This window comes from Gryllotalpicola reticulitermitis (assembly GCF_042651345.1).
Classification (GTDB): domain Bacteria; phylum Actinomycetota; class Actinomycetes; order Actinomycetales; family Microbacteriaceae; genus Gryllotalpicola; species Gryllotalpicola reticulitermitis.
The window spans coordinates 106,191-118,825 of the sequence record NZ_JBHSCN010000005.1 but is presented as its reverse complement, the minus strand read 5'-3'; the positions used below and the strand labels follow the sequence as shown (position 1 = coordinate 118,825).

Genomic DNA, 12,635 nt, shown 5'->3' with positions numbered 1-12,635 from the left:
TTTGCGACGGGTGACGAAGTGATCTTTACATCGTTGTAACGCGGGCGCAACCGGGGCGATCCGCCGGCTGCGCTGCAGTTGCGGGACGGCGCTGCTGCGACGGGTGGCGCGCCGGCCGGCAGCTGTAGCGCGGCCGGCGCCATGCGGGGCCCCGTCACCGGCGGGGGGCGACGGAGTCTCGGTGCACGAGCTCGTAGGGGATCACGATGTCCGAGCTCGGCGCGTACGGATCGGCGATGCGCCGCTCGAGCGCCGTGAGAGCGGCATCCGCGATCGCGCGCTTCGAGAACGCGACCGTCGTGAGCGCCGGCTGCGCGTACGCCGACTCCGCGATTCCGTCGAAGCCGACGACCGAGATCTGAGCGGGCGCACGGATGCCTCGGCAGGCGAGCTCGTGCAGCACACCGATCGCCATCGAGTCGGTGAAGCAGAAGACGGCGTCCGGCAGGTCGTCGATGCGGTCGAGGAACGCGCCGAACGCCTCCGCTGCCGCCGCCGCCGACCACTCATGCGGAGCGACGTTGAGCGACGGATCGACGGGAACGCCCGCTGCGTCGAGCGCGGCTCGGTAGCCCTGCTCGCGCAGGACACTCGTGGCCGCGCGGAATCGCGCGTCGGACCCGCCGACGACCGCGATCCGGCGATGACCCGTCGCGAGGAGATGCGCCGTCATGTCGCGAGCGGCGGCGACGCTGTCGACGTGCACCTGGTCGATGCCGTGCGGCGGGGCGACCTCGCCGATCACGACCGTGGGCGGCAGCTCGCTCGCGGCCTGGACGACGCTCATCGCCAGCTGCGTCGGGTTGAGCACGAGGCCGTCGATGAGGTGCGTGCGGGCGCGGGAGACGAGCTCGACCTCGCGGTGGGGGTCGCTTCCGGTCTGCTCGAGCTGAATCGCCCAGCCGCGCTCGTGCGCGAGCTCGACGAACCAGCGGGCCAGCTCGGCCGAGTAGGCCGTGCTGAGGTCAGGCAGGGCGAGGGCGATGTTCCCCGAGCGTCCGTTCCGAAGGCCGCGTGCAGACATGTTCGGCACGTAGTCGAGTTCGGCGAGAGCCGCCTCGACCCGCGCGCGGGTTTCCGGGCGCACCGGTACGACGCCGTTGATCACGTTCGAGACGGTTTTCGGAGAAACCCCGGCGAGGTTCGCCACGTCGCGGACCGTTGCGCGCATTGTGGCCTGAGCATATCGCCAGACCCCGTCGCAGACCCCGAGCACGGGACGGAACACGAAGGGGCTTGCATCGCGATTCCAACGATGTAATGCTCTCGCAATGGGTCGAGTCGAGAGACGCGACCACAGCCACAGACGCATCAAAGCTCGGCGCAACGAGGCGCCTGAGCATGACGAGGAGGTCATCGATGGCGCATGGAACCGGACTCAGCAGGCGCGGTTTTCTCGCCGCAGGCCTGGCGGGGCTGGCCCTTCCCGCACTCGCCGGCTGCGCCAGCTCGGTCTCGGCCGGCCTGGTGGGCGCACAGCTGAACCCCAAAACGCTCGTTTACTGGAACCTGTTCGGCGGCGGCGACGGCAGTCGCATGCAGACGATGGAGGCCGGCTATCAGAAGGGTCACGGCGGCGCATCCTCGCTGCAGTCGACGACGTTCGCCTGGGGCAACCCGTACTACTCGAAGCTGACCCTCGCCACCGTGGGGCACAAGCCGCCCGACGTCGCGATCTCCCACCTCACCCGCGCCAAGCCGCTGTGGGACGGCGGCATCCTCGACCCGATCACGGACCAGGATCTCGCGTTGGTCGGGCTGCAGGCATCCGATTTCAATCAGACGCCGTGGAAGGCGCAGCAGACCGACGGGCAGACCATCGCGATCCCGCTCGACACCCACCCCGTCGTGATGTTCTACAACCTCGACGTGCTGAAGAAGGCCGGCCTGCTCGGCAGTGACGGCCTCATCGTGTCCCTCGACGGCATGGACAAGTTCGAGGCGGCACTGGCAGCGATCCACAACGTGACGAAAGGCCCCGCGCTCACCATCGCGAACGTCGCCGGCGAGACGGCCACCCCCTGGCGCGTCTTCACGACGTTCTACAACCAGCACAACGACGCGACGCCGTTCATCTCCGACAACGGCGCGAAGCTCACCGTCAACTGGGACGTCTTCGACGACGTCACGTCCCGTCTGCAGAGCTGGGTCAAGAAGGGCTGGGTCAACAGCGGACTCGACTACGCCACGGCCGAGTCCTACGTCTTCACCGGCAAGACCGGCTTCTACTTCGAGGGCGAGTGGGAGCTCACCACCGGGCAGCTCGTGAAGGGAGCGCACTTCGACATGGCGCCGATCCCGATGCTGTACGACAAGCGAGCGGCGCAGGCCGACTCGCACACCTTCGTGCTGCCGAAGAAGGACCGCACGCCCGAGCAGCGCCAGCAGGTCATGACATTCATCAAGTCGATGCTCGAGCAGAGCATGACCTGGGCGCAGGGCGGTCACGTTCCCGCATACCAGCCGATCGCCACCAGCGCCGCCTACCACAAGCTCACGCCGCAGGCGCACTACGCCTCGGCCGCGCAGTACGCCGTCTATGACGACCCGGCCTGGTACGGCGGCTCGGGGTCGACCTTCGAGGGCATCGTCGGCGCCGAGCTCGGCCTCGTGCAGCAGCTCGTCCACACCCCGGCGCAGGCGCGCCAGTCCATCACCAGCCAGCTCGGGGTGTACCTCAACACCCCCAGCCCGCTCTGAGCCTTCCCTTTCGAACCGGAGGTACAACGACGTGACCACCGCCCAAGCACCCGCTGCAGCTCTCGCCCGGCCCCGCGCCGAGCGGAAGGCGGCCGTGCCTCTCTCGCGCTCGCCACTGCGGCGCGGGGACACCAGCCGAGCCTGGCTGTTCCTCGCCCCCTTCGGCATCTTCTACCTGGCGTTCCTCATCGGCCCGACCGTCTACATGATCATCGCGAGCTTCTTCAACACGTCGATGGTGCACACGGACCTCGGCTCGTTCGCCGGCTTCGCGAACTACGCCGAAATGCTGACGCGTCCCGACTTCTGGAGCGCGCTGTGGCACACGCTGCAGTTCACGATCTACACGACGCCGCCGCTCGTGATCTTCGCGTTCGTGTTCGCCGTACTGACGAACCGCGTGCGGCATGGGCAGTGGTTCTACCGGCTCGCGTTCTTCATGCCGTACATCCTGCCCAGCGCGACGATCTCGCTGATCTGGGTGTTCGTCTTCACGCCGGCGACGGGCCTCTGGGCGCTCGTGGAGCGCGGCTTCGGCATGACCCCCGGCAACGGTGTGCTCGCCGGCCCGAACACCGCGATGATCGGCATCGCGATCGCGACCGTGTGGTGGACCCTCGGCTTCAACTTCGTCCTCTACCTTGCGGGACTGCAGGACATCCCGCGCGAGCTGTACGAGGCCGCGGCCGTCGACGGCGCATCCAACTGGGCGCAGATCCGCTACATCACGCTGCCGTTGCTCAGCCGCACGACGACGCTCGTGATCCTGCTGCAGATCATCGCGAGCCTCAAGATCTTCGACCAGGTGTACCTGATGACGAGCGGCGGCCCCGGTATCTCGACGCAGGTGGCCCTCGGGCTCATCACCAACACCGCGTTCACCGACAACCGCGTCGGCGCAGCATCCGCCGCCTCGGTCCTGCTCTTCATCGTCATCGTGGCTGTCGCCGTCATCCGGCAGCTGCTCGACCGTTCCGCCGCACGTAGGGAGGCTTGAGATGACCACGCAGACGAGCGCGGCCCCCGCCGCGCGACGCAGCAACACCCGTTACATCTCGGCGGCGGCACCCGCCACCGTCCGCGCAGGGACCGCGACCAGTGGCAGGACCTTCCGCATCGTGTCGACGATCGTGCTCGTGGTCTTCGCGATCATCTGGCTCATTCCGAGCCTGTTCGCACTCAAGACCTCGCTCACCGACAACGGCACCGCGGCGCTCGGCGCCTCGGCGATCCTCAAGGACTGGAACCCGACACTCCACTCCTACGCGTCGTTCTTCCAAGCCGGCGACATCTGGAACTGGTACATCGCGAGCGGCGTCACGTCGGTGATCACCGCGTTCCTCACCGTGTTCTTCGCCTCGATGGCGGCGTTCGCGCTCTCGAGGCTCCGGTTCCCCGGGCGCAACCTCACCTATCTGCTCGTGATCCTCGGCATCATGATCCCGACCCAGGTGCTCATCGTGCCGATCTTCCAGCTGCTCAACGCGATGTCGCTGCTCAACACCTACTGGTCGGTGATCTTCCCGCAGGTTCCCGCCGTGATCGCGGTCTTCATCTTCAAGCAGTTCTTCGACGGCATCCCCTACGAGCTCGAGGAGGCCGCACGCATCGACGGCGCCAGCCGCTGGCGGGTGTACTGGTCGGTCGTGCTGCCGCTGTCGCGGCCGGTGATCGCGGCGGTCACGATCCTCACCTTCGTCGGGGTGTGGAACAACCTGCTGCTGCCGCTGTTCGTGCTGTCGAACCCGAACCTGATGACGATTCCGGTCGGGCTCGCGACCGTGCAGGGCAGCTTCGGGCAGCGCTACGCAGACATTCAGGCCGGGGCGATCCTCGCGGCGCTGCCGCTGATCATCCTGTACCTGATCTTCCAGCGGCAGATCGTGGAGGGCGTGACGGGCAGCGGTCTCAAGGGGTAGCCTGATTTCACTCGCGAAAAATACCGCCGAGGGTACGAAACTTTTCGTGGGCTGAGAGTGACAGTGAGGTCAACAGGCATGCCCACCCCGCAACCGCCGCACATCGTCCGTACGGTACAGGAGTGACCACGGTGCGCGCCGCCGTCCTGCGCTCCCCTGGCACGCCGCCCGTCATCGAAGAGGTCGAGCTCGCCGCGCCACGGGCCGGCGAGATTCGGGTGCGCATCGAAGCCGCGGGCGTCTGCCACAGCGACTACCACTACATGACGGGCGACCTGAGGGCGCCCCTGCCGCTCGTGCTCGGCCACGAGGGGGCGGGCATCGTCGAGGAGCTCGGCCCCGGCGCATCCGGTCGCATCGCCATCGGCGACCGGGTCGCGCTGCTGTGGCGGCCGCGCTGCGGCGTCTGCGATGCGTGCATCAGCGGCAATCCGGTGCTGTGCGAGCGCGGCGCGGTGCAGGCGGCGACGGGCGGGCTCCCCGACGGCACGAGCCGCCTCAGCCTGCCGGGCGGCGGCGAGCTGCACCACCTGATGGGCGTCTCGTGCTTCGCCGAACAGGTCGTCGTGAACGAGAACGCGGCCGTCGTCGTACCGGACGGCGTGCCACCCGAAGTCGCCGCCGTGTCGGCCTGCGCCGTGATCACCGGCGTCGGCGCGGTCTTCAACGTGGTCGGCAAGGCGCAGGGCCAGCCGCTGCTCATCATCGGAGCGGGCGGGGTCGGCCTGTCGAGCGTGATGGGCGCGGCGCTGTCTGGCGCGCATCCGCTGATCGTCGTCGACGTCGACCAGCGCAAACTCGACCTGGCCCGCGAGCTCGGCGCCACCCACGTGATCGACGCACGCGAGACGGATGTCGTGGCCGAAGTGCTGCGCCTCACCGCCGGCCGCGGCGTGCCGTGGGCGATCGAGGCGATCGGCCGGCCGGCCACCCTGCGACAGGCGCTCGACTGCACGGCACCCGGCGGCACGCTCGTCGCCGTCGGACTCGGCGCGGCCGACACCGAGTTCCCCGTGCCGCTCAACCAGCTCGTGCAGCGGCAGAAGCGCGTCATCGGTTCGCTCTACGGTTCCAGCAACCCCCTCATCGAGCTGCCGCGGCTGTTCGCCCTGTATCTCGCGGGCAAGCTGCCGGTCGACAAGCTGCTCGGCGAGCGGATGCCTCTCGCCGAGGTCGCGGCCGCCTATGAGCACCTCGTCGCCGGCGCGGTCGGTCGCGGCATCCTCGTGCCGTGACGAGCAGCGTGCCGAGGGCGAAGATGAAAGCACACGACAACAAGGAGGACGCGACGATGCGTAGTCAGGGCTGGTACGGCGGCGAGGGGCGCGACCCGTTCATCCACCGGGCGTGGATGCGGCGCGGAGTTCCCGACCACGCGTTCGACGGCCGGCCCCAGATCGCCATTGCGAACACCGCCAGCGACCTCACCCCCTGCAACATGCACCTGAACGAGGTTGCCGAGTACGTCAAGCAGGGCGTGTGGGAGGCGGGCGGAGTACCCGTGAACCTTCCCGTCGTGTCGCTCGGCGAGACGCTCGTGAAGCCGACCGCGATGCTGTGGCGCAACATGGCGGCGATGTCGATCGAAGAGATGCTGCGCGCGAATCCGATCGACGCGGCCGTCCTGCTCGGCGGCTGCGACAAGACCATTCCCGCGCTGCTCATGGGTGCGGCATCCGTCGACCTGCCCGCCGTCGTCGTGCCGGGCGGCCCGATGCTCAACGGCTACTTCCGCGGCGAGCGCTCGGGCTGCGGCACCGGCGTCTGGCAGCTGTCGGAAGAGGTGCGCGCCGGCACCCTGCCCGCGGAGGAGTTCGAGCGGTTCGACAAGCAGATGGTCCGCTCGAAGGGGCACTGCAACACCATGGGCACCGCCTCGACGATGGGGCTGATGGCCGAGGCGCTCGGAATGACGATCCCCGGGGTCGCCGGCACTCCGGCCCCCGACAGCCGGCTGCTCGAAGCCGCGCACGCCTCTGGGCGGCTCGCCGTCGAGCTCGCGCGGGAGCAGCGCACGATCTCGCAGGTCATCACCAAGGAGTCGTTCCACAACGCGATCATCGCGCTCGCCGCGATCGGCGGGTCGACGAACGCCGTCGTGCACCTGCTCGCGATCGCAGGACGCCTCGGCATCGACCTGACGCTCGAGGACTTCGACCGCATCGGCGGCGCCGTGCCGCTGCTCGTCAACCTGCAGCCGTCGGGCAGCTACCTCATGGAGGACCTCTTCCGTGCGGGCGGCTTCCTCGCGGTGCTCGACCAGGTGACCGACCTGCTCGACCCGGACGCGAACACCGTGCTCGGCCAGCCCCTCACCTCGTTCCTCGGCGGCCACACCGTGTGGGACCGCGACGTGATCTCCTTGCGCGAGAACCCCCTGCAGGACGAGGCCGGCATCGCCGTGCTGCGCGGAAACCTCGCGCCCCGCGGTGCCGTGATCAAGCCATCCGCCGCTTCGCCCGAACTGCTCACGCACACGGGCCGCGCCATCGTGTTCGACTCGATCGAGGACTTCCACGCACGCATCGACGACCCCGACCTCGATGTCGACGCGTCGTCCGTGCTCGTGCTGCGCGGCTGCGGCCCGAAGGGCTACCCGGGCATGCCCGAGGTCGCGAACACTCCCCTGCCGCCGAAGCTGCTGCGCGAGGGCGTGCGCGACATGGTGCGCATCTCAGACGGCCGCATGTCTGGAACCGCGTACGGCACGGTGGTGCTGCACGTCGCGCCCGAGGCCGCGTCGCCCGGCAGCGTCCTCGGACTGGTGCAGGACGGCGACCTCATCTCGCTCGACGTGCCGAACCGGAAGCTCGAGCTGCTCGTCTCGGCTGAGGAGCTCGAGGCGCGCAAGCCCGCGTACCGGCTGGTCTCGGAGTTCGCGAAGGCCGACCGCGGCTGGCAGCAGCTCTACATCGAGCATGTGCAAGGCGCCGACACCGGCGCCGACCTCGACTTCCTGGTCGGCTCGAGCGGGTCGGAGGTCACGCGCGAGTCGCACTAGGCGCGCCGCGCCGCGCCGCCCCAGGTGTGCCGAACGGACTCAGGTGCGTTCTACGGGCGGCCGTAGGGCGCACCCGGGTCCGCCGGACGCATTTGGGCGTCGGGCGGTCAGCCGGCGAACTGAGGCAACGGGGTGCCGCGGGTGCCGGGACGCACTGCGAAGACCGCGCCCGCAGCGGGGTCGACATCGTCGGGAAGGTCCTGCCGCGAGGTGGTGATGTAGAGCGTGTCGAGGGATTCCCCGCCGAAGGCGCACGCGCTCGTCTGGGCCGCGCCGGACACCTCGACCTCCTCGGTCACGGCGCCCGACTCGGGGTCGAGCCGCCGCACCACTCCCCCGCCCCAGAACGCGACCCACAACCCGCCCTCGGCGTCGATCGTCATGCCGTCGGGCGAGCCGCTGACGCCGCTCAGCTCGGCGAAGGTGCGCCGGTCGTGGAACGTGCCGTCTGCGACGTCGTAGTCGAAGACGTCGACGCGGTGCGTCGGCGTGTCGATATAGAACGCGCGGGTTCCGTCGAGGCTCCACTGCAGGCCGTTCGAGATGGTGACGCCGTCGAACGCAACGGAGGTCGCACCGTCGGGTTCGAGACGATAGACGGATGCCGCGGCCGGCGTTCCCGCATACGCCATCCCGCCGCAGAAGAACCGCCCCGCCGCGTCGCAGCCGCCCTCGTTGAGCCGCACCGCGGGGTCGTCCAACACGTGCGCGAGCTCGCGCTCGAACTGGAAGTCGGCATCGAAGAGGTCGAAGCCGTGCTTGCCGGCGACGAGGAATCCGCCGCCACGGCGCGGCCGCACGACCGCCGCGACGCCCGAGCGCAGCTGATGGCGCACGGGATCGCTCGGGGCGGTCACATCGACGACGGCGCCCGCGCTGAGGTCGACCACCAACATGCGTTCACCGACAGGGTCCCAGCACGGGCCCTCGCCATGCCACGTCACCGGTGCGCCCAGCTGTTCCGCTTTCACATCCAACCCCCGTCCACGACCCACTTCTGACCTGTGCAGAGCCGCGAGTCGTCGGCGGCGAGCCACAGCACCATCCTCGCGACATCGGCGGGGTACAGCAGCTCCGGCACACTCTGCGCGGCGAGAATCTTCGCCCGTTCGGGGTCGCCGACCCAGTTCTCGAGCTGGCGCGGGGTCATGACCCACCCGGGAATGACGCAGTTCACGCGAATGCCGTCAGGGCCGAATTCGCGCGCCAGGGTGCGCGTGAGCCCTTCGATGCCGGCCTTCGCCGTGATGTACACCGGCAGCTCGACCAAGTCGATGTGCGCACTGATCGAGCCGAGGTTGATGATCGAGCCGCCGCCCGCGCCCTTCATCTGCTCGCGCACGGCCTGCGCGGCGAAGAACTGGTGACGCACGTTCACCGCGATGCCGGCGTCCCATCCCGCCACGTCGATCTCGTCGACCGGCCGGCGGGTGTCGTTCGCGGCGTTGTTGACGAGGACCGTGATCGGACCGAGCCGATCGGATGCCTCGACGATCGCCCTCTGCAACGCGCCGACGTCGGTCACGTCGACCGGCAGGAAGAGCGGCGCAGGATCACCACGCTCGACGATGCTCGCGGCGAGCGCGCTTCCGGCATCCGTGTCGACATCGACGAACGCCACGCGTGCCCCCTGCGCCGCGAGCTGCGTGACGAACTCGGCCCCGAGCCCGGTCGCCCCGCCGCTGACGAACGCGGTGCGGCCGACGAGTGAGGGGTAACGGGCGAAATCAGTCATCGTGCCGGCTTCCGAGCTGGCGATCAGTCGCGAACGACCTCGGCTTCGCGCTCGGCAGCGAGTGCCGCCTTGGCCGCCTCGGTGGCGTCGCCGAGCTTCCAGTCCTCGAAGCCGTTCTCGACGAGCGAGATCAGGATGTCCTCCGATCGGATGCCGAGCGCCCCCAGCTTGGCGACGATCTGCTCGTAGAGCGCTCGCTTCTGCGACAGCGGGTGGCGGTAGACGAGCAGCACCTGCAGCACGATCAGGGCGCGCCGGTCGACGCTGTTGTAGCTCGGGTCGAAGACGATCTCGCCGGCCTTCCGGGGACGAAAGATCTGGAACAGGTCGCTCTGCGGAATTCCGAGCTCGGGCTGCTCCCACTGTGCGGCGTGGATCGCCGCGCTGATCTCGTCGCCCTTGGCTTCGTAGAGCTCTTCATCTAGCTCGATCTGGATGTACGGCACTGTACTGACTCCCTTGTCAAAAGTTTCCTCGGGCGGCGACGAAGTTTCTGCGCCTCCGATGGGCGACAGCTTAAGTTCGCTGCCTGCGCACGGTCAAGGGTGCGGGCGCTGCGGAGGGATATCGGCCCCGCAGCCGACGAAACCCGCTGAAAAGTTAAGTCATTGCACGTGATGGACTTTCGCGCTGTCACGCTCCAACCTGGTGTCAGCGCGCACGCGAGCGCGTGATGTCGACGAGGAGGACGACGATCATGCAGGCGGTCATACTTTCAGGCGGCGGCGACTATTCCGACCCGTGGCATCCGTTCGCCGAGACGTCGGAGCGGGTGGCCGAGATCCTCCGGGCCGAGGGCTTCGACGTGAGCGTGCGCGAAGACGTGGAAGAGGCGGCCGCCGAGCTCGCCGGCGTTGACCTGATCGTGTCGAACGCCGCTTCCGGTCCGGATTCCGACAAGCGCGAGGCGGCGCGCGCCGGCATACTCGCCTTCCTGAACCGCGGCGGCGGCGTGATCGCTCTCCACGTCGGCGCGTCGGGTCTCGCGCGCATTCCCGAGTGGGAGCAGGTCACGGGCATGGCGTGGGTCGAGGGCTCGGGACATCCGCCGGTCGGGCAGTCCCACATCATCGCCTTCCCCGAACGCCACTCCATCGCGGCCGGGCTCCAGGACTTCGAGCTCGTCGACGAACGCTACAGCCGGCTGCGCGTCGCCGACGACGTCTCGCCGTTCGCGGCGCACGAACTGGACGGGGTGGTCCACCCGCTGGTGTGGGCGCGCGAGTTCGGGGATGCGCGGATCGTCGTGGACACGCTGGGCCACGACGCACGGTCGTTCGACTCAGCCGCTCACCGCGCGATCATCACCCGCGGCGCGCGCTGGGCGACGAAGCAGCCGCTTCAGTGAGCTGACCAGTCGTAATCGTTGTTCTCGGTCAGCGGGATGTGGACGCTCGACGGGTCGAGCCCGACGCGGCCCAGCTGGACCAGGACCTGCTTGTACAGCTCCTGCTTGTCGTCGTACGAGTACCGGCGCGCGAGCGTGATGCCGACGATGACATCGCCTCCCGCGCCACCGGCGAATCGCGTGGGGGGATTCGTGTCGTCGTACGGGGTGAAGATCTGGATGGTCTCCTCCGCGGGCTCGCCCAACGCATCTGCGAGCGCCTGCGTCAGGCCCGCGCTGACGGCATCGGCGTTCGCGTCGTACATCGTGCGGGGCAGGTCGATTGCGACCAGTGGCATGTTCGGCTCCTTAGCGACACCATCGTCGTTCGGTTTCACAACTGCGAGGCGTGCTCGCGCGTACACGTTAGCGCCCGGAAAAACCGCGGACAATATGTCGCAGCATTCACGAAACTGTTTCTATCGTTCCGCGCGTTCACGAACGCCGGCCGTGCTCTTGCGCAGAACCAGCGAGGTGGCAAGATCACGCCGGATGCTGTCCAGCTGATTTTCGTTGCGGAAGCGGATGAGGAGGCGCGCCGCCTCCGCTGCCATCTCGGCCAGTGGGTTGTGAATGGTCGTGAGCGGCGGACCGGCCCACGCGGAGAAATGCACGTCGTCGTAGCCGACCACCGACAGGTCGTCCGGCACGACGATGCCCTTGGACCGCGCCGCCTCGTAGACGCCGAGCGCCTGGAGATCGTTGGTCGCGAAGATCGCCGTCGGCGGCCTCGGGTTCGAGAGCAGCTGGAGGCCGCCCTCGAGTCCGCTGTCGATGTGGTAGTTGCCGGGCACGATCAGTTCCTCACGCACCGGGATTCCGGCATCCGCCATCGCCGCGCGAAAGCCCGAAAGGCGGGCGCGCGCATTCGTGACGTCCTGCGGTCCGGCGATCACGCCGATGTCCCGATGGCCGAGCGAGATGAGGTGATTCGTCGCGAGCACGCCGCCCGACCAGTTCGCCGAGCCGATCGACGGCACATCGGCCGCCGGCTCGCCGGACGGGTCGACCAGCACGAACGGGATGTTCCGGCGCCGCAGCCGGCGCTTCTGCTCATCCGCCACGTCCGAGAGCACCAGGATGACGCCGAAGGGGCGCCGCTTCACGACGCCGTCGATCCAGTCCGCAGCCGGCGTGTGACGGTCGCCGCTCTTGGTGACCACGAGGCTCATGCCGTTCTCGCGGACCACCTCTTCCGAGCCGCGGAGCAGCTCGAGCGACCACCCGTCTTCGAGTTCGTTGAAGACGATCTCGATCAACGGGGCGACGGTTCGTTCGCTACCCGGCTTCAGGTAACCGTGGGCGAGGAGCAGGCTCTGCACACGATCGCGAGTCTCGTGCGCCACGCCCGGACGCCCGTTGAGGACCTTCGAGACGGTCGCCATCGAGACGTCCGCGTCGCTCGCGATCACGGCAAGCGTCGTCCTCGTGCTTCGGCCAGGGCCAGTCTGAGGGTTCATGACGGGCAGTTTATTCGCGATCCCGGCACTGAATTATCACCGCGTGAAACTGTTTCCGCATCGACGCGGGCACGAAAAGTCCCTGTAGCGGGCTGATTGCGGGCCGATTGCGGCGCCGATGCCCGTCACGGTCTTTGAAACAGTGTCAAAGCAATAACGAAACATTGACACGGATCTTACCGAGGCTTACCTTGAACGCCAGAGCGATCAGCCCCTCATCGGACGGGTCGCCTCCAAGGCAGCGTTGCCTCACAAAGGAGAGAGCCCCACCCCACGAAGCGCGTCCGCGTCATCGGCTCCCATCGGGCAGACACATCGCGGTCGCACCCACCATTCATTGCTCACCGAGTCGGCGGCACACGTCGCAATGGCGCGAATCGTCGCTCTGTGGCCGGCATCACGAGACGCCGGCGATCACATGCCCATTTGGAGA

General features: G+C 68.3%; 12 protein-coding genes. 6 read left to right on the top strand and 6 right to left on the bottom strand.

From position 1 onward, the window contains the following. Positions 1-154: 154 nt before the first annotated feature. Positions 155-1,171 carry a LacI family DNA-binding transcriptional regulator gene (locus ACFOYW_RS07715; RefSeq protein ID WP_390228268.1) on the bottom strand — a complete coding sequence of 339 codons (1,017 nt, stop codon included), beginning with the start codon at positions 1,169-1,171 and terminating at the stop codon, positions 155-157. 188 nt (positions 1,172-1,359) lie between these two features. Between ACFOYW_RS07715 and ACFOYW_RS07710 the strand changes: the two genes are divergently transcribed. The 5 genes from ACFOYW_RS07710 (at position 1,360) to ACFOYW_RS07690 (ending at position 7,620) form a co-directional block, all read left to right on the top strand. Further along, entirely contained in the window at positions 1,360-2,700 is a 1,341-nt protein-coding gene (locus ACFOYW_RS07710) for an extracellular solute-binding protein (RefSeq protein WP_390228267.1), read from the top strand. 31 nt (positions 2,701-2,731) lie between these two features. Further along, complete coding sequence (locus ACFOYW_RS07705) at positions 2,732-3,697, top strand: carbohydrate ABC transporter permease (RefSeq protein WP_390228266.1); 966 nt, start codon at positions 2,732-2,734, stop codon at positions 3,695-3,697. Between the two features lies 1 nt (position 3,698). After that, complete coding sequence (locus tag ACFOYW_RS07700; RefSeq protein ID WP_390228265.1) at positions 3,699-4,619, top strand: carbohydrate ABC transporter permease; 921 nt, start codon at positions 3,699-3,701, stop codon at positions 4,617-4,619. Between the two features lie 122 nt (positions 4,620-4,741). After that, positions 4,742-5,854 carry a zinc-binding dehydrogenase gene (locus ACFOYW_RS07695; protein ID WP_390228264.1) on the top strand — a complete coding sequence of 371 codons (1,113 nt, stop codon included), beginning with the start codon at positions 4,742-4,744 and terminating at the stop codon, positions 5,852-5,854. Next, positions 5,851-7,620 carry an IlvD/Edd family dehydratase gene (locus tag ACFOYW_RS07690; RefSeq protein ID WP_390228263.1) on the top strand — a complete coding sequence of 590 codons (1,770 nt, stop codon included), beginning with the start codon at positions 5,851-5,853 and terminating at the stop codon, positions 7,618-7,620. The genes ACFOYW_RS07695 and ACFOYW_RS07690 overlap by 4 nt, the downstream gene beginning before the upstream one ends. Positions 7,621-7,727: 107 nt before the next feature. On the opposite strand, the gene ACFOYW_RS07685 is transcribed toward ACFOYW_RS07690, so the two are convergent. The 3 genes from ACFOYW_RS07685 to ACFOYW_RS07675 are packed head-to-tail and all read right to left on the bottom strand — an operon-like array spanning position 7,728 to position 9,801. Then, positions 7,728-8,564 carry an SMP-30/gluconolactonase/LRE family protein gene (locus tag ACFOYW_RS07685; RefSeq protein WP_390229584.1) on the bottom strand — a complete coding sequence of 279 codons (837 nt, stop codon included), beginning with the start codon at positions 8,562-8,564 and terminating at the stop codon, positions 7,728-7,730. Positions 8,565-8,587: 23 nt separating this feature from the next. Next, positions 8,588-9,355 carry an SDR family NAD(P)-dependent oxidoreductase gene (locus tag ACFOYW_RS07680; protein WP_390228262.1) on the bottom strand — a complete coding sequence of 256 codons (768 nt, stop codon included), beginning with the start codon at positions 9,353-9,355 and terminating at the stop codon, positions 8,588-8,590. Positions 9,356-9,378: 23 nt separating this feature from the next. Next, positions 9,379-9,801, bottom strand: a complete 423-nt coding sequence (locus tag ACFOYW_RS07675; RefSeq protein WP_390228261.1) for a tautomerase family protein — start codon at positions 9,799-9,801, stop codon at positions 9,379-9,381. Between the two features lie 251 nt (positions 9,802-10,052). On the opposite strand from ACFOYW_RS07675, the gene ACFOYW_RS07670 reads away from it, so the two are divergent. Continuing rightward, positions 10,053-10,703, top strand: a complete 651-nt coding sequence (locus ACFOYW_RS07670) for a ThuA domain-containing protein (protein ID WP_390228260.1) — start codon at positions 10,053-10,055, stop codon at positions 10,701-10,703. Here ACFOYW_RS07670 and ACFOYW_RS07665 read toward each other — a convergent pair. Together ACFOYW_RS07665 and ACFOYW_RS07660 are read right to left on the bottom strand one after the other, a co-directional pair. Next, positions 10,697-11,041: a tautomerase family protein gene (locus ACFOYW_RS07665; RefSeq protein WP_390228259.1), complete on the bottom strand. Its 345-nt coding sequence runs from the start codon at positions 11,039-11,041 to the stop codon at positions 10,697-10,699. The two genes, ACFOYW_RS07670 and ACFOYW_RS07665, sit on opposite strands and share 7 nt — an antisense overlap. 120 nt (positions 11,042-11,161) lie before the next feature. After that, a complete protein-coding gene (locus tag ACFOYW_RS07660; protein ID WP_390228257.1) occupies positions 11,162-12,202 on the bottom strand; it encodes a LacI family DNA-binding transcriptional regulator in 1,041 nt (346 codons plus the stop codon). Between the last annotated feature and the right edge of the window lie 433 nt (positions 12,203-12,635).

Bases quoted from the DNA above. Each gene is read 5' to 3' on its own strand.
- ACFOYW_RS07715 (WP_390228268.1), bottom strand. From the start codon at position 1,171: ATGCGCGCAACGGTCCGCGACGTGGCGAACCTCGCCGGGGTTTCTCCG.
- ACFOYW_RS07680 (WP_390228262.1), bottom strand. From the start codon at position 9,355: ATGACTGATTTCGCCCGTTACCCCTCACTCGTCGGCCGCACCGCGTTC.
- ACFOYW_RS07700 (WP_390228265.1), top strand. From the start codon at position 3,699: ATGACCACGCAGACGAGCGCGGCCCCCGCCGCGCGACGCAGCAACACC.
- ACFOYW_RS07665 (WP_390228259.1), bottom strand. From the start codon at position 11,041: ATGCCACTGGTCGCAATCGACCTGCCCCGCACGATGTACGACGCGAAC.
- ACFOYW_RS07660 (WP_390228257.1), bottom strand. From the start codon at position 12,202: ATGAACCCTCAGACTGGCCCTGGCCGAAGCACGAGGACGACGCTTGCC.
- ACFOYW_RS07710 (WP_390228267.1), top strand. From the start codon at position 1,360: ATGGCGCATGGAACCGGACTCAGCAGGCGCGGTTTTCTCGCCGCAGGC.
- ACFOYW_RS07670 (WP_390228260.1), top strand. From the start codon at position 10,053: ATGCAGGCGGTCATACTTTCAGGCGGCGGCGACTATTCCGACCCGTGG.